At 68.4% G+C, this 16,146-nt stretch carries 13 protein-coding genes; 8 read left to right on the plus strand and 5 right to left on the minus strand.

Features of this window, described 5'->3' with window-relative positions; translation table 11 throughout:
- Both ACE3Q6_RS15220 and ACE3Q6_RS15225 read left to right on the plus strand, forming a co-directional pair.
- Positions 1 to 1,604, plus strand: a 1,604-nt coding sequence (locus tag ACE3Q6_RS15220) for an Ig-like domain-containing protein (RefSeq protein ID WP_374434108.1), incomplete at its 5' end; no start/stop codon positions are given.
- Between the two features lie 14 nt (positions 1,605 to 1,618).
- Positions 1,619 to 5,215, plus strand: coding sequence for a hypothetical protein (locus ACE3Q6_RS15225; protein WP_374434110.1), 3,597 nt, complete (start codon positions 1,619 to 1,621; stop codon positions 5,213 to 5,215).
- Between the two features lie 73 nt (positions 5,216 to 5,288).
- Here ACE3Q6_RS15225 and ACE3Q6_RS15230 read toward each other — a convergent pair whose 3' ends face one another.
- Positions 5,289 to 5,981, minus strand: coding sequence for a hypothetical protein (locus ACE3Q6_RS15230; RefSeq protein ID WP_374434112.1), 693 nt, complete (start codon positions 5,979 to 5,981; stop codon positions 5,289 to 5,291).
- Between the two features lie 481 nt (positions 5,982 to 6,462).
- On the opposite strand from ACE3Q6_RS15230, the gene ACE3Q6_RS15235 reads away from it, so the two are divergent.
- Both ACE3Q6_RS15235 and ACE3Q6_RS15240 read left to right on the plus strand, forming a co-directional pair.
- A complete protein-coding gene (locus ACE3Q6_RS15235) occupies positions 6,463 to 7,755 on the plus strand; it encodes an AAA family ATPase (protein WP_374434115.1) in 1,293 nt (430 codons plus the stop codon).
- A gap of 13 nt (positions 7,756 to 7,768) precedes the next feature.
- The gene (locus ACE3Q6_RS15240) at positions 7,769 to 8,869 is read left to right on the plus strand and encodes a ParB/RepB/Spo0J family partition protein (RefSeq protein WP_374434117.1); all 1,101 of its coding nucleotides are present in this window, start codon (positions 7,769 to 7,771) and stop codon (positions 8,867 to 8,869) included.
- Between the two features lie 75 nt (positions 8,870 to 8,944).
- Here the strand turns inward: ACE3Q6_RS15240 and ACE3Q6_RS15245 are convergent, their stop codons facing one another.
- The 3 genes from ACE3Q6_RS15245 to ACE3Q6_RS15255 are packed head-to-tail and all read right to left on the minus strand — an operon-like array spanning position 8,945 to position 10,718.
- Positions 8,945 to 9,310: a type II toxin-antitoxin system RelE/ParE family toxin gene (locus tag ACE3Q6_RS15245; protein WP_374434120.1), complete on the minus strand. Its 366-nt coding sequence runs from the start codon at positions 9,308 to 9,310 to the stop codon at positions 8,945 to 8,947.
- Positions 9,307 to 9,564: a type II toxin-antitoxin system ParD family antitoxin gene (locus tag ACE3Q6_RS15250; protein ID WP_374434123.1), complete on the minus strand. Its 258-nt coding sequence runs from the start codon at positions 9,562 to 9,564 to the stop codon at positions 9,307 to 9,309. The genes ACE3Q6_RS15245 and ACE3Q6_RS15250 overlap by 4 nt, the downstream gene beginning before the upstream one ends.
- A gap of 56 nt (positions 9,565 to 9,620) precedes the next feature.
- Complete coding sequence (locus ACE3Q6_RS15255; RefSeq protein WP_374434125.1) at positions 9,621 to 10,718, minus strand: tyrosine-type recombinase/integrase; 1,098 nt, start codon at positions 10,716 to 10,718, stop codon at positions 9,621 to 9,623.
- Between the two features lie 124 nt (positions 10,719 to 10,842).
- Between ACE3Q6_RS15255 and ACE3Q6_RS15260 the strand changes: the two genes are divergently transcribed.
- The 4 genes from ACE3Q6_RS15260 to ACE3Q6_RS15275 all read left to right on the plus strand — a co-directional run bounded on the left by ACE3Q6_RS15260 (position 10,843) and on the right by ACE3Q6_RS15275 (position 14,231).
- A complete protein-coding gene (locus ACE3Q6_RS15260; protein ID WP_374434127.1) occupies positions 10,843 to 11,745 on the plus strand; it encodes a DUF1403 family protein in 903 nt (300 codons plus the stop codon).
- A gap of 2 nt (positions 11,746 to 11,747) precedes the next feature.
- Positions 11,748 to 12,344, plus strand: a complete 597-nt coding sequence (locus ACE3Q6_RS15265) for an SMC-Scp complex subunit ScpB (RefSeq protein WP_374434129.1) — start codon at positions 11,748 to 11,750, stop codon at positions 12,342 to 12,344.
- A gap of 85 nt (positions 12,345 to 12,429) precedes the next feature.
- Positions 12,430 to 13,239 carry a DeoR/GlpR family DNA-binding transcription regulator gene (locus ACE3Q6_RS15270; protein WP_374433292.1) on the plus strand — a complete coding sequence of 270 codons (810 nt, stop codon included), beginning with the start codon at positions 12,430 to 12,432 and terminating at the stop codon, positions 13,237 to 13,239.
- Between the two features lie 209 nt (positions 13,240 to 13,448).
- A complete protein-coding gene (locus ACE3Q6_RS15275) occupies positions 13,449 to 14,231 on the plus strand; it encodes a hypothetical protein (RefSeq protein WP_374434131.1) in 783 nt (260 codons plus the stop codon).
- Positions 14,232 to 14,248: 17 nt separating this feature from the next.
- Here ACE3Q6_RS15275 and ACE3Q6_RS15280 read toward each other — a convergent pair whose 3' ends face one another.
- Positions 14,249 to 16,054, minus strand: a complete 1,806-nt coding sequence (locus ACE3Q6_RS15280) for a hypothetical protein (RefSeq protein WP_374434135.1) — start codon at positions 16,052 to 16,054, stop codon at positions 14,249 to 14,251.
- Positions 16,055 to 16,146: the final 92 nt, after the last annotated feature.

Below are 16,146 nucleotides of genomic sequence, written 5' to 3' on the forward strand. Positions count from 1 at the left end.
GGACCACCGCAGGGACCTACCCCTACACCTACGAGATCTGCGAGATCCTGAACCCCGCCAACTGCGACACCGCCACCGCGACGGTCGTCGTGGGTGCCGCGGTGATCGACGCCGTCGATGACGCACCGGCAACGATCAGCGGGATCACCGGAGGCTCCACGGACACGGTGCTGGCCAACGACACGCTGAACGGCGTGGCGGTCGACCCCGCCGCGATCACCCTGACGCCGGGCCCTGCCCCGACCCCCGCCGCCGGGTCCATCACCATGAACCCCGATGGCACGATCACCGTCGCCGCCGGGACCACCGCAGGGACCTACCCCTACACCTACGAGATCTGCGAGATCCTGAACCCTGCCAACTGCGACACCGCCACTGCCACGGTCGTCGTGGGTGCCGCCGTGATCGACGCCGTCGATGACGCGACGGCAGCGGTCTCGGCCGCCCTGGGCGGGTCGACGGCCAGCGTGCTTGGCAACGACACGCTGAACGGGGCCCCGGTCGACGCGGCCGCGATCACCCTGACGCCCGGCTCTGCTCCGACACCTGCCACCGGGTCCATCACCATGAACCCGGACGGCACGATCACCGTGGCGGCCGGGACCACGCCGGGGACTTACAGCTACTCCTACACGATCTGCGAGGCCCTGAACCCCGCCAACTGCGACAGCGCCACCGCGACCGTCGTGGTGGAAAGCGTCGGGGTCACGGAACTGGTCGACGACATCTCGCGCGGCAACATCCCCGGCACGGCGGTGACCATCCGGGTGCTTGGCAACGACCGCGACCCGAACGGCGTCTTCGACCCGTCCACGCTGCAGATCCTGGGCACCTCCGCCCCCGGCGAGCCGCTTGTGGTCCCGGGCGAAGGGGTCTGGACCGTCGATCTGGTCAACGGGACGATCACCTTCACGCCCGAACCCGGGTTCCAGGGCGATCCGACCCCGATCCGCTACCAGATCGCCGACCTGTCGGGGGTCCTGCTCGAACCGGCCTTCGTGATCATTACCTACGACCTGACCCCGGCCTTCGTCTGCTCGGACGTGATCGGCAAGGTCTTCGACGACGCCGACCACGACGGCTACCAGGACGCCGGAGAAATGGGCATCCCGTCCGCGCGTCTGGCGACGGTCGACGGGCGGATCATCACGACCGACGAACACGGCCGCTTCAGCGTGCCCTGTGCGGCGATCCCGCAGGACATCGGCTCGACCTTCCTTCTGAAGCTCGACCCGCGCAGCCTGCCCACGGGCTACCGCGTGACGACCGAGAACCCGCGCACCGTCCGGCTGACGCAGGGGATGATGTCGAAAATGAACTTCGGCGTCTCCCTGACCAACCTGGTGCGCGTCGACCTGACGGCCGAGGCCTTCGACCCGCAGACCGGCGAGATCGGCAAGGATCTCGACAAGGGTCTGAAGGCGCTGGTGAAATCCGTCGCCCGCAAACCCTCGTTCGTCCGGCTGTCCTACTTCGTCGACGGCGAGACGACCGACCTGGCCGAGGACCGGCTGAAGCTGGTGGAAGACCGCCTGCGCGACCTGTGGCGTGACCGGGGCCGGGGCAAGCTTGGCCTCGAGACCACCGTGATCGAGAAGAACTGAGAGGAGTGGCTGAGATGAACCGTCAGATGAAGGTCTCTGGCCCGACCCGCACCCGTCTTGGGGGGCTGGTTTCGGTTCTGGCGCTTGCGGCGGCCTTTCCGGCCTTTGGGCAGGACGCCTGCGCCCCGGTCGACGGCCAGCTGCCGCCCGACTGCCGCGCCGATGGCGAGGTCGTGTCGAAGCCCGTCGCGGCCAACCTCGAACAGGGCGACGAGGGAGCCGCGCCGAAGGGCTTCTCGATCAGCCTCGACGGCGAGACCATCGCCGGAGAGGAGCGCGAGGTCATCGCCGGCGCGACCAGCCCCGCCGGCGACCAGCGCGGGACCGACCTCGCCCTGCAGGCCGCCGACGTCCAGGTCCGCTATGACGCCATCCGCGAAGAGCGCCGCCTGAACGTCCTGACCGACAACCTCGCCTCTGAATTCCGCGCGGGCGACACCGTGACCTTCCGCGCCTCGAACAACTACGACCGCTGGATCGATCGCGCCGAACTGCGGATCACCACGCGCGACCGCACCTCTGGCGCGGACCGGACCGTGGTTCTCCCGATGGATCCGGACGGCACGCTCGACTGGGTGATGCCCGACGGCGACGAGGCCGACTTCGCCTATGTGCTCCGGGTCTACGACAGCGCGGGCCGCTTCGACGAAACCGTCCCGGCCCGGATCAGCCGCCGCTCCAGCCCCGTCGCGCCCGACCTGAACGGCCCCGTCACTGCCGCGGGCGAGGCCGAGGACCGCACGGCGCTGCGCAACATCCCGCTGACCGGCGGCATGGTCACCGTCAGCGGCGAAAGCCTGCCCGCGGGCGCAAAGGTCATGGTCATGGGCCGCGCGATCCCCGTCGATCCGCAGGGGCGCTTCGTCACCGACCTGGTCCTGCCGCCCGGCGCGCAGAACGTCAGCGTCTCGCTGGCCGCGCCGGGACAGCAGGGCGTCACCCTCACCCGCCAGATCGACATCCCGCGCAGCGACTGGTTCGCCACCGGCCTCGCCGATGTGACCATCGGCAAGCGCGGCAGCTCGCTTTCGGACGCGCAGACCTATCGCTGGGGCCACCTCGCCTTCTACGCCAAGGGCGTGGTCGCCAGCGGCGCCCGCGTGACCGCCTCGTTCGACAGCGGCGAAGAGGACCTGGACGACATCTTCGACGATGTCCTGAACAAGAACCCGCGTTCCGTGCTGGACCGGATCGACCGCGACGATCTTTACCCGACCTACGGCGACGACTCGCGCATCGTCGAGGACGCGCCGACCTCGGGCAAGCTGTACCTGAAGGTCGAAAAGGACGGCAACCACCTGATGTGGGGCGACTTCAAGGCCGGGATCGACCATTCCGCCTTCCTCTCCGCCACGCGCAACCTCTACGGCGCGCAAGGTGTCTACCGGTCCCCAGACACCACCCTCGACGGCGAGCGCCGCGTCTCCGCCACGCTTTACGCCGCCCAGCCCGAAAGCCTGCCGCAGCGCGACGAGCTGCGCGGGACCGGCGGGTCGGTCTACGTGCTGAAACGCCGCGACCTGGTCTCGGGCAGCGAAACCCTGCGGGTCGAGATCGTCGATCCCGTCACCGGCCGCGTCGTCTCGACCCGGACGCTGGCCGCGGCCGAGGACTACCGGATCGACTACTTCCAGGGCACCGTCATCCTGACCGAGCCTTTGACCGCCAGCGCGGCCGCGGGCGGGCCGGTCACCGGGGGGCCGTCGGGCGACTACGTGGTCAACCTCGTGGCGCAATACGAATACATCCCCACGATCGCCGACCCCGACGGCGCGGCCTTTGGCGGGCGGGTGGAAACCTGGCTTCCCGGCGACCGCGTGCGCCTTGGGGTCACCGCGATGGACGAGACGACCGACACCGCCGACCTGCAGGCCCAGGCGATCGACCTCCGCTTCCAGATCAGCCCGGACAGCCACATCGACGCCGAGGTGGCGGAAAGCACCGGCACCGGCTTTGGCCGGTCGCTCTCGACCGACGGCGGCTTCACCTGGGTGGACGAACCCGCGACCACCGGCAGCGACCGCGCCCGCGCCCTGCGCTTCGGGGCCGAGATCAGCCATGCCGACCTTGCCCCCGGCGCCGACGGCACCCTGCGAGCTTGGTACGAGGACAAGGAAGCCGGCTTCCAGACCCTGTCCGAAGACGTCTCCGCCGACCAGACCGTCTGGGGCTTCGGCCTGCAGACCCGGGTCAGCGACCGCGTCGGCCTGTCGCTCGGCTACGAGGATTTCAAGTCCGACGACGGCACCCGCCGCACTCTGGGGGAGGCCAGCGTCACCGTCCAGACCTCGGGCGTGACCGAAGTCCAGGTCGGAGTGACCCACCGCGACGAGGTCCAGGTCGGCGATCCGGAAGACACCGGCAAGCGCACGGACCTGGGGCTGAAGATCACCCGCGACCTTGGCGCGGACCAAAGCCTCTACCTCTTCGGCCAGGCCACCGTCGCCCGCTCGGGCGGCATCCGCCGCAACGACCGCATCGGCTTCGGGTTGGACGTCAACCTGACCGACACCGTCGGCATCGAGACCGAGATCTCGGACGGCACCAACGGCATCGGCGCCCGCGCGCTGCTGGATTTCCGTCCGACGGCGGCCGACCGGTTCTACTTGGGCTACGAGCTGGACCCGAACCGCGACATCGCCGGCACCAGCCTCAACGGCGACCACAAGGGCCGCTTCCTTCTGGGGGCCGAGCGGGAAGTCGACCAGGGCCTCAGCTACTTTGTCGAGGACAGCTACGACCTCTTCGGCAACCGCCGGGCCCTGACCCAGGCCTATGGCGTGACCTACACGCCCTCGCAACTGTGGAGCTGGTCCGCCAACCTCGAGCGCGGGCGCATCGTCGACACCAACGACGCGGACAGCGACTATACCGCCATCGGTGTCGGCAGCCGCTACGACAACGGCGACGGCGTCCAGGGCAAGGCCCGGCTGGAATACCGTATCGAGGATCACGAGGACCCGGCCACCGCCGACCGCACGACCTGGGCTCTCCTCGCCAGCTACAGCAACCAGGTCAGCGAGGACTGGCGCTTCCTGGCCGACATCGACGCCCTGGTCTCGGACAGCGACCAGGAGGCGTTCCTGGACGGCCGCTATGTCGAGGCCAGCCTCGGCTATGCCTGGCGCCCGACAGACAACGACCGCTGGAACGTCTTGGCGCGCTATACCTACCTTTACGACCTGCCGGGGGCCGACCAGATCAGCGCCGACGGCAGCAATGCCGGCGACAAGCAGCGCAGCCACATCTTCAGCGTCGATGCGATCTTCGATCCCGACGCCGCTTGGGAGTTCGGCGGCAAGCTGGCCTACCGCATCGGCGAAACCGCGCCGCGCACCACCGATGTCTTCACCGACAACGACGCCGGTCTCCTTGCCCTGCGGGCCACCTATGCCTTTGAAAGCAACTGGGAGCTCAGCGGCGAGACCCGGCTTCTCTGGCTGCCGGACGCCGAGCAGACCAAGACCGGCACGCTTCTGACGGTCTACCGCAGCTTCGGGGACCACGCCAAGGTCGGGCTGGGCTACAACTTCGGCGAGTTCAGCGACGACCTGCGCGACACCACCCTGGACGACCGCGGGCTGTTCCTGAACCTGCAGGCGAAGTTCTGACGCCATATCGGCCCGCGCTTCGTCGCGGGCCGATGTCGTCCTTCGTGGCCCCCCTGCCCCGCTCTGGCGGCCCTCAGCCGATGATCCGCACGTCGCGCAGGCTGGGCTCCAGCCGCCACAACGCCGCGAGAAGGCGGTCCTTGAGGTTCGTCGCCACATAGGTCGCGTGAAACCGAGTGGGTGCCGCCAGGGTCAGGCAGTTGGCCTCGATCCCTGCCTCGGTTAGCGCGTGGAACCAGGCGCCATAGATCGCCGCGTCATCCTGGTGCAGCCAGGCCTGCGCCATCGCCCAGACCGAGCCATCCGGCACCGGCGCGGGCCCCGACAGACCCCGCAACGGCACCACGTTCGACGCCCCCTGCCCCTCCACCGCCGTGGCTTTGGGGTCAAGCCGGGCGATGAAGTCCTCGCCGATCAGCGGCCAGGCCGGGCGCGTGTCCTCCAGCATCCGGTTCAGGTCCATCCCATAGACGCTGACCCGCCCCCGCGCCCCCTGACGTTTCAGCACCAGCCAGCCCTGCGCCCGCAACCGCGCCATCTCGCGCTTGACCGTGCGGTCGTCCACCGACCACAGCCGCGCGATCTCGCCCTGCCCCATCGTCAGCTCGTCGCGCTGCCAGTTGTACCGCGTGGTGATCAGCGCCATGACCCGCAGCACCTGCCGCTGCACATGCTTGTCCTTCGCCAGGGCAAACGCCATCAGGGCGGACAGGATATCGTATTTCCGCGATGCGGCCTCGCGCCCGACGGGCCGGGGAAGCTGCATGTCTCTCTCCTGTCCTGACCCTGGGTCCGCCCGGACCTTGGCCTGCCTCTGTGGTGGGCCTTGTGCGGCCTCTTGGTGAAGGAAGCGTGATGTCAACGCTCTTTCCCATCTGTCGGCTATTTGCGTCCACCTTTCCGATTCTGTCAAGCGCCGTGGCGGCAGAGCGCTCTTCGACCCCAAATCCATTTCGAAGAAATCGGGTATCTCTGGTATTGGGGGACACCCTGACTGTCCCTAAATCGCGAGAAAATGTCCCCCAATATGCTGTGGCGGACGTCCTGATGTCCCCCTATATCTTAGCCGGCCCCATCCTCCGGCGCCCTGCCCTGCCTGCCTCCCCGATTCGGCCCCCCAGCCCTGTTCCGAAGGAGAATCTTCCCCGCGGGGAAGGTTTCTTCCGATGATAACTTCGGTTTTGCATTCCTGGCAAATCCGGCGTATTTCGGAAACCAGCAAGAATTTACGTTCCAACGAGGCGCGCATGTATACGCACGAAGATCTCGCCCGGTTGCAGGCCCAGTCGCTGAAGATGCAAAGCTGGATCCGCCAGCAGACCTTCAGCCCCGAAAGCCAGAAGACCCTCCGCCGCTTCTCGTCCTGGGAGGTGGCCGAGCTGATCTTCCGGATCAACCAGTCCACCTTCCGCGGCCGCCTCGCCGCCGAGCCCGACCTTCCCGGCGGGGAAGTCGAACCCGATGGCCGCCAGCGCTGGTTCTCCCTGGACGAGATCAACGCGCTCCGCCGGAAGATGAAGATCAACCGCAAGACCCTGATGCCCCCCCGGCCCCAGGGCAAGCGCGCCTTCCGGGCCGCGGTCGCCAACTTCAAGGGCGGGGCCGGCAAGTCGACCGTGGCACTCCACTTCGCCCATGCGGCTGCGCTGGACGGCTACCGCGTCCTCCTCGTCGACTTCGACCCGCAGGCCACCCTGTCGCACTCGATGGGCCTCAACGACGTGGCCGAGGATTACACCGTCTGGGGCATCATGGCCCGCGACCTGATCCGCGAGACCGATCGGCTCAACGCCGCCGCCACCGGCGCGGCCTCGGGCACCGCCCTGCCCCGCCGGACCATCCCGGCCTCCATCCGCGACCTTGGCCTGGGCGAGCTCCGCCACAACGACTTCATCAAGCCGACCGCCTGGTCCACAATCGACATCGTTCCCTCCTGCGCCAACGCCGCCTTTGTCGAGTTCGCCTCCGCCCAGTACCGCCACCTCAACCCCGAATGGTCCTTCTTCGCCGCCGTCTCGCGCTACCTCGACAGCTTGGGCGACGATGATTACGACCTCATCCTCTTCGACTGCCCGCCCGCCATCGGCTACCAGTCCATGAACGCGGTCTTCGCGGCCGACATGCTCTATATCCCTTCCGGCCCCGGCTACTGGGAGTATGACAGCACCACCAGCTTCATTGGGCAGCTGTCCGAGGCGCTCGCCGACCTCTCCGGTTTCGGCCCGACCTTCCCCGCGGGGAAGGTTTCGCTGCCCAAGGCCTTCGCCGACGTCCGCTTCCTGATGACGCGGTACGAGCCCGGCAATGACCTCCACCGCGCGATGTTCGAAGCCTTCCGCAAGGTTTTCGGGCCACATGTCGCCGAACATCCGATCGAGATGACCCGCGCCGTCGAACAGTCCGGCCGGTTTCTCTCCTCGGTATACGAAATCGACTATCGCGAGATGACGCGGGAAACCTGGCGCCGCGCCCGCGCCAGTTTCGACCGCGCCTACGAGGAATTCCGCGGCAGCGTGCTCGCCGCCTGGGACAAGATCTGAAGGGGGGAAGCCCATGACCAAGAAGCGTCGCATGTTCGATATCGAACTGCCCTCGGATGACGCGGCCGAAACCTTCCCCGCGGGGAAGATTTCCGGTCCGCCCGCGCGCCGCGGCCCGATGGCGGCGGCTATCAGCGAAACGGCCGATGCCACCCGCGAGCGGCAAGAGATCGAGGCGCAGATCCGCGCCGAGAACGATGCCCTCGCGCATGAGCATGTCCGGCTGAAGCGTTTGGGCCTGGTGGTCGACCTGGTCCCGCTTGAGCTTGTGGAGATGACCAAGCTGGTGCGGGACCGGAAGAAGGGTCCGGACTTCGAACTGGCCGAGCTCAAGGCATCGATCTCGGAGCTGGGCCTGTCGAACCCGATCCGGCTTGAGGCGCGTCCCGACGGCCGGTACGAGCTGATCCAGGGTTACCGCCGTCTCTCGGCCTACCGCGAGCTTCTGGACGAGACCGGCGATGCCGCCCGCTACGGCGCGATCCCCGCCGCTGTCACCCAGCCGGGCGAGGATCTCGAGGCGCTTTACCGCAAGATGGTCGATGAAAACCTGGTGCGGAAGGACATCTCCTTTGCCGAAATGGCGATGCTGGCGCTGGATTACGCCGCCGATCCGGGCACCTCGGTCACGGACCCCGACAAGGCGGTGGCCGTCCTCTTCAAGTCGGCCGGCTACCAGAAACGCAGCTACATCCGCACCTTCATGGCCGTTGTCGAGCGACTGGGCGGCGACCTCATGTATCCCCAGGACATCCCGCGCGCGCTGGGTCTGGCCTTGGCCCGCCGGCTGGACGAGGTCGACGGCCTGGCCCGGCTGATCCGGGCCGAACTGCAGGGCTGGGAGAACCGCTCGGTCGCGGACGAGCTTTCGGTCCTCCGCCGCTTTGCAGGCGATGAGGGTGAGGGCGAGGCCAGCGCACCCGCCCCGGACACGCCCCGGCCCGAAAAGCCCGCTAAGGCCAAGACCAGTTTCCAGTTCGATCGCAGCGAGGGGCGCGCCCGCTGTGTGGCGGCGGTGGGCAAGCTGGAAATCCAGCTCGACCGGGACTTCACCACCATCGACCGCCGCAGGCTGGAACAAGCCGTGCGGCAGATGCTGGACCAGCTTGACTGACGGAAGACTCTTCCCCGCGGGGAAGGTCCGGGGGTGGGGCAGGGGCGTCCTGCCCGTTTCCGGGGACAGGACGGGTCAGCCTCGCTCGCCCCGCAGCAGGCGGACCAGCATGTGGCGTTGGTGGTCCTGCCCGCCGAAGAAGATGGCCAGAACGCGGATCTGGCGGGTCCTTGGGTCGGGAAGGAACCAGTAGATCGCCGCGTCCAGCGCAAGGTGCCGCAGCCCCGGCAACAGGTCGTCCCGCGCCGCGCCACGGAAGGGGGCGGTGGCAAGCCGCTCGGCGGTTGCGATGATCGCTTCGATCCGCGCCTCGGCGTGCTGGCGGGCCTCGGCGGGGCTTTCGCCGAAGGTGAGGTAGGCTTGGCTCAGGTGGGCTTCGATCAGAGCCAGGTCCGAAACCGCGTCGGCGGCAAACAGGACCGTCCAGTCGGATGCCGTCATTCCGCCTTCGCGCCGCGCCGGGCCGCAAGGCGCTGGCGCAGATCATCGCCGGTCACGAAGGGGCCTGCGGACCGTTCCGCCAGCAGGCTGCGCAGGGCGGTGCGGTCAGCCTCGGCATCCGCGTCCTGCTGGCGCAGAAGGTCCAGGCCCTGCTGCACCACGGCGCTGACCGAGGGGAAGCGACCGCCATCGACCAGGGCCTTGGCGAAGGCGTGCTGGTCATCGCGCAGAGAGATGGAACTCTTGACCGTCATCGCGGACTCCTTTCGGAGAGTATGACCTGGTAGCACCGTCCTGGCAAGTCGGCTGTCTAGAGACCGGCGGCCTTGGTCAGGTTGACCCGGAAACGGTCGCGCCGCCTCTGGTAGCGCCGAGTCATTTCCGCGCTGGCGTGGCCAAGCTGCTTCTGGACGAAGCGCTCGTCGACCTCGGCGCTGCTGGCCAGTCCCGCGCGCAGCGAGTGGCCCGAGAACAGGCGGACGCGATCCGCCTCGGGCAGGTCGGGGCGCAGTCCGGCCTCGCGGACGCAGGTCTTGACCAGCCGGGCGACGTGCTTGTCCGACAGCCGGTCGGGGGTCGCCTGCAGCCCGTTCCGGCTGACCGCCACGAACAGCGGACCGAAGTCGATCCGGGCGTAATGCAGCCAGCGGGTCAGGGCGGTGACCGGGCAGGTCTGTTCGTTGGCGCCGCGCGCCACCTCCACCTCGCGCCAGCCGGTCTTGCCGCGAAGCCGGATCAGCACGCCCTCGTCCAGGATCTCGACCCAGCCGCCGCTGTCCGGCGTGTCGTCGCGGCCGAGGTCGAGGCTGACGATCTCGGACCGGCGGAGGCCCCCGGCGAAGCCGACCAGCAGGATCGCCCGGTCGCGCAGGCCGCGGAGGTCGTGGGGCAGGGTGGCCAGCATGTCGCGCAGGTCCTCGGGCAGGATGGCCTCTTTCTGCGCGGGAGGGCGGGCGTGCCTGCGGCGGATGCCGGCCAGCACGCTGGCGATGTGGCGGTCGCCGCGGTCCAGCCGCGCGCCGCGTTGCGCATAGCCCCAGGCGAGGCCGGAGAGGTGCCTCTCGATCGAGGAGACGGAAAGGGCGGGAAACCTTCCCCGCGGGGAAGCCAGGTCGGCGATGTAGAGGCCCACGAGTTCGGCAGAAGGGGGCAGGGGGTCCGCCCCGCGCAGGCGGCACCAGCGGGCAAAGCGGGCCCAGTCCCCGGCGTAGGCCCGAAGCGTGTTCTCCGAGACCGCCGCACGCGCATAGTCCCGCGCGGTCTCGGCCAGGCGGTCCAGCGTGCCTGAGCTGGCGATGTGGGGCGGCAGGGCAGGGGGAGCGAGCGCTGTGGGAACGTCTTCTTCACCGGTTTCGAGGACCGGTTTCCAGGGCGCCTTGCGGAGTGTTTCCGGCGGGATTTGAGCCATGGCTGAACCTATCCCCATCATGTCCGATAATGCAAGATTATTGGACGTCAAGGTATTGCACCAAGCGCGGCGCAAATCGCGCTTGTCGCTGGCCAAAAGCGCCGTCGCCAAATACACTGCCCGCATGAGGAAACCCCGTTCGCACAGCCCAGACGGTGTGCCGGACCTGCCCGCGATGCCGGGTTGGGTCGGCGGCGGCGCGGTGGAAGCCATTGAAACTGCGGCATTCCGGTCGGGTGCGGCGCTGGCGCATCTGCAGGTGCTGGCGGCCGATCCCGCCCTTCCCTTGGCCTTGTTGCGCGACCGGCTGGCGCTGGCGGCGGCCGAGGTCTGCGTCGGGGCTGCGGGACGCCGGGAAGGGCAGGCGGCCTTGCGCGATGCGCTGCACCTGACAAAGCCAGGCGACGATTCGGGTCCTGCGGGCCGGATCCTGCGGCTTTGGTCGCAGGCGGTGACGCGGCCGGTCTCGGTGGGCGGGCTTGCCAAGGTGCTGGAGGGCGTGCCGGCTGACCGGATCGCATCCAGCCTCGATGCCGGGGGGGCGACGCCCGTGGGGCGGGCGGCAGTGGCGCTGGAGTCGGTGCTGACCGATTCCCCCCGCGGCGAGACGGCAGCCTTGGTCCTGGCCGACGCTGTCCTGTCGCACTCGCTGGGCTGGGATCATCTCGTGCCGCTGATTTCGGTGGCGCTTCGGCCGCGCGCGCTGCGGCTGCGGGGTGACGAGCTGCGGCTCGCCTGTCACCGGGCCGTCGCCGAGGGGGCAGGGCAGGCGGTCGCGCTTGCCGCCGATCTGGCGCGGCGGGCGGTGCGGATGCGCGCGGCGGCCCCAAAGCTGCGGGCCAAGGGCGCGGCGCGGGCGGTCGAGCTGTTCCTGGCGCGCGATGCGGTGGCGCCTGCCGCGCTGGCCCGGGAAGTGCAGGGAAGCATGTCGGACCGGGCGGCACGGCGGTTGTGCGACCGTCTGGTGGACCTGGGCGCGCTGCGCGAACTGACGGGACGCGACACCTTCCGGCTTTACGGGCTTTGACCATGGCAGGGACCCGGCGAGGCACATCCGACCTGGACCGCGAACTGGCCGATCTGCCGCCCTCCTTACGCTGGCGGGAATGGATGCGGCGGATCGAGGCCGTGTTGTTCGCGAGCGCCGCGCCCGTCCCCCGTGAGGATCTGGCGCGGGTGGTGGGGCAGGCGGCCTCGGTCGACCTGCTGATCGAGGATCTGGCGGTGGACCTCGAAGGCCGGCCCTACGAGGTGGCGCGGGTCGGGACGGGCTGGATGCTGCGCACGCGGCCCGCCTATGGGCCCGTGATCCGGGCGGCGGCGGATGTCGGAGGCCAGGGCCTGGACCTGTCCGAATTCGACTTGGCCGTGCTGGCGGCGATCGCGTTCCATCAGCCGGTCAGCCGGGACGGGTTGAAAGACATCTTCGGCAAGGAGATCAGCCGCGACCTGATCGGACGCCTGGCCGAGCGAAACCTGATCGCGACCGGCCCGCGCGAACCGCGACGCGGCGCACCCTATACCTTCGTCACGACCGATACCTTTCTGGCCGCCTTCGGGATGCAATCCCTGCGCGACCTGCCCGACCCGGAGCAACTGGATGACGCCGGTGTCGCCGCGCCTTGAGGCATCCGCCAGCCGCTGAGCGCGGTTGGTTTTCCGGTTTCGCTCGATTACGCTGCACCTTGGCACTGTCACTTTGGGGACCCCTTTGCAGAAACCGAAGCCCGAGGCTTTGCGCCAGGAGCCCGTCTCGGGCCTGCTTTCCGAGCCGCGCCGGCGGCGGATCCTGGACTGGATCCAGGAGGAAGGCAGCGCCCGCGTGCGCGACCTTGCGGTGGCCTTCCAGGTTTCCGAGGCCACGATCCGGCAGGACCTGGAACGGCTGGAGCAGGATGGCCAGATCACCCGCGAACATGGCGGGGCCTTCCTGAACACGGTGCCCGCGCAGGTGGGCACGATGACGCTGCACCACCAGGAGAACATGGAGGAAAAGCGCCGGATCGGGGCGCTCGCAGCAGAGCTCGTCAAGGACGGCGAGACGATCATCCTGGACGCGGGCACTACCACGACGGAAATCGCGCAGCGGTTGGTCAGCCGAAAGAACCTGACGGTGATCACCAACGCACTGAACATCGCGATCATCCTGGGCGCGGTGCCGGGGAACGCGGTGCACATGCCGGGGGGCCAGTTCAAGGCGCCGACGCTCAGCCTCTCGGGCGACAAGTCGGTGGAATACTTCCGCAACATCTTTGCGGGAAAGCTGTTCCTGGCGACGGCCGGGGTCGCGCTGGACGCGGGGCTGACCTACCCGTCCTTCGCGGACCTGCAGCTGAAAGAGGCGATGATCCGCGCGGCCAGCCGGGTCTACCTGGTGGCGGATTCCTCGAAGATCAACAAGTCGAGCTTCACGCGGCTCGGCTCGCTTGAGATGATCCATTCCTTCATCACCGACGACGGCATCTCGGAGCCCGACGCCAACGCCTTCCGCGCCCGCGGGATCGAAGTGCTGATCGCCTGAACACGGCTGGCGACTATCCGGACGGGCATCCCCTACCTTATGGATCTGCGCAGACTGTCGATGGATAGCGCCGGAGACTGAAGATACGTAGCAGTGTCATGTTCCTGCCTGTTACCAAGAAAAGGCGCAGAAGCCCGGGCCCTGGTGCAGATTTCCAACCTTGACCCGCATTTGATCCAACACTTGGCGCATCGGTCTAGGAACAAGAGATGCCTGAACTTTACTCGACAACAACTGCCCCCAAGCCGGGTGTCATGGCCTCGACGATGGTGGCCGAACTGAGCCTTCTTGAGCGGATCCTGCCGCTTTGGACCAGCCGGGCACCCGAGGGTGGGATGCGGCCGTCCCTGGTCTTCGGCGAGGGGCAATCGGTCCTGCGGTCGACCACGGCCAACCTGTGCGACGGGGTGTGGCAGCTACACCTGTTCTCGTTTTCCTACGAGGCCCGGCAAGCGCAAGAGACGATGCGGCTCATGTACCCCGACCGGCATTGCGAGGTTGCGACGCGGCCCAATGGCGAGGGGATGTTCCTGGTCCGGGTCGGTGACGGCGCGTTCCAGTGCCGCATCCTGGACCGCCGCGCGGCAAAGTCGGCAGAACCGCTGATGGGGTCCTGGGAATGTTCGCAGGCGGTGGCGCGACAGGCCGCGCTGCATATTCCGGCCGCCGCGCCGGGGCGGGCGAGGCAGGCCGCCCGGCACATCGTCTCGGAGCTGCTGGACATGTCCGAAAAGGCCGAGCTTTGCGCGGTGATGGGCTGCAAGTTCCGGCTGAACGACCGCCCCTATGGGCAGGTGCGGCTGGACGAGGTGATGGGGGCAGCCAACGACCTTCTGGAGCAGGCCGGGCTGGAGGTCACCTGCTCGGACCGGCAGGTGCTGTCCTTCATCGACAGCTTTATCGCCAAGGCCCCGCCGGAGATGGGCGGCCTGGTCGACCGCATGGCGCACGAGCTGGTGGCCGAGCTGTCGGCGGCGGGGGGCGTTGGCTGATGCAGCCGGCCGCGACCTCAGGCGTCGAGCGTGATGTCGGGGTTGGCGCGCCACTGCCGGTAGGCGTCCCAGGCGTGCAGGTGCATGGTCAGGACGTCCCGCCGCGATCCGCGCTGTTCGCCTTCCAGATTGCGCAGGCGGCGGATCTTTTCCCGCAAGTGCAGGACCGGGTTGTCCCGGGTCAGGTTCTCGCCGGTGAAGAGGTCGCGGAAGTAGTCCTCGGCCACGGAACGGTCGATCTGGCGCAGGTGGTAAAGCAGGAAGGTCATCACGCCGGAGGACCCGAACTCGGCCACCTGACGCTTGCGCGATTCGGGGAACCATTCGGCGAGGCCGGGATGCTTTTCCAGGGTCTCCTTCAGCTCGGAAGCCGAGGGGATGGCGCGGTCGTTGGGGCGCAGGCCCTGGCTGACGCGCCACTGGAAGCGGGCGGCACCGGCAAGGACGCGAAGGTCGGCCTGGGGTGCGCCGGTCGAGAAGACGGCCCGGCGGGCGTGGGTGTCGTAGGTTGCGAAGGCGGTCTCGGCGATGCCGGTCGCAATGGGAACCTCGATCGGGGTGTCGGCCTCGACCACGCCGTGCAGGCGGTGCTGGCCGTTCAGGAGCCGGGTTGCACCGCGGCTGGCCGAGGGGGCGAAGGGGTCGCTGGTAAAGCAGATGGGCTGGGCGTTGACCATCCAGCGGCCGGCCTTGATGTCGCGGGCGATGGCGCTGACCTGGGTGGGCTGGACCTTGCGGTTGCCCTGGTTGAAGTCGCGCAGCCAGCGGCGCGCCAGGTCGGGAGTGACCTCGACCATCCGCACCGAGACGCCCTCGGCGCCCTGCCGGGCGGTTTCGCGAAGCTCTTCGACCAGCCGGGCTTCGACGGGGTCGCCGTGCATGGAGTCGGCGATGATGCCTTCGCGCAGGCCGGGATAGCCGGTCATCATCGGAAGCCCGAGGTTCGGCGCGGGTTTCTGGCGGGTGCGCGTCCCGGAAAGGAGCGGGAGGTCATCGGTCGCATCCGTGGCGCTGCGCCGCTCGGGCACCCATTTGTAGACCTTGCGGCGGCGGACATCCTCGAGCCAGTCGTTGAAGGCGAGGATGCCGAGGGCGATCATCTGGTCGACGCCGACTTCGCCCACGGCGCGCATCGCTTCCAGGGTGGACAGAAGGTTCGTCGCGCCGTTGAACCCGGTCTGGTCATCCTCGGTGTCCAGCGCGACCAGGAAATTGCGGAAAGCGGTCTGGTGACCCGCGCGGAGCGCCATGAAGGCAAGGACCGCGATGGGTTGGGAGTGGACCTTGAGCCCGCGGTAGCGGTCGGCCATGGCGGCGGCTTCCACAAGCTCGGGGTTGGCGTCGAGGACGCGGTCGTAGCGCGACCAGCTGATCGGCTGGACGGAAAGGCCAAGCGTGCCGTTTTCGATGCGGATGAGTTTTCCCATCAGCCGGACCAGAGAGGCCGGGCGCTGGTAGGTGCCCCGCGCTTCCAGCACGGCGACGTAGGACCGGGCGCGGTGCTGGTCGATGGTGTGAAGCGTGTCGGCATGGACGCCTCGGGCAACCAGGGTCTTGAACGGAACGTCCGCCTCGACGCAGGCCGAAAGGCGCTGCAGGCCGTCGACCAGCTTGCCATCGGTGTCGAAGATGATCGGCTGGCCGTTCACCACCCAGGCCCCGGCCTTCATGGCGGCGGCATAGGTGCCGACGACGCGCGCGTCCGGTTTTCGCGCAGTCTCGGCCGAGGCGAGATAGCTGCGCGCCTGGGCGGGCGTCACGGTTTCGACGGAATAAGACAGCGACCCCGCAGCTGTGCCGGGGGCCTTTTGATCCAGCGACAAGTCAGATCTGGCGAGGCTAGGCATGAAAATATCCCGTCTTGGTTTCGCCACGCTAACCGAAACTTACCTATGGTTGTGGCACCTGCGTAATG

Source organism: Tabrizicola sp., assembly GCF_041913445.1.
GTDB lineage: Bacteria > Pseudomonadota > Alphaproteobacteria > Rhodobacterales > Rhodobacteraceae > Tabrizicola.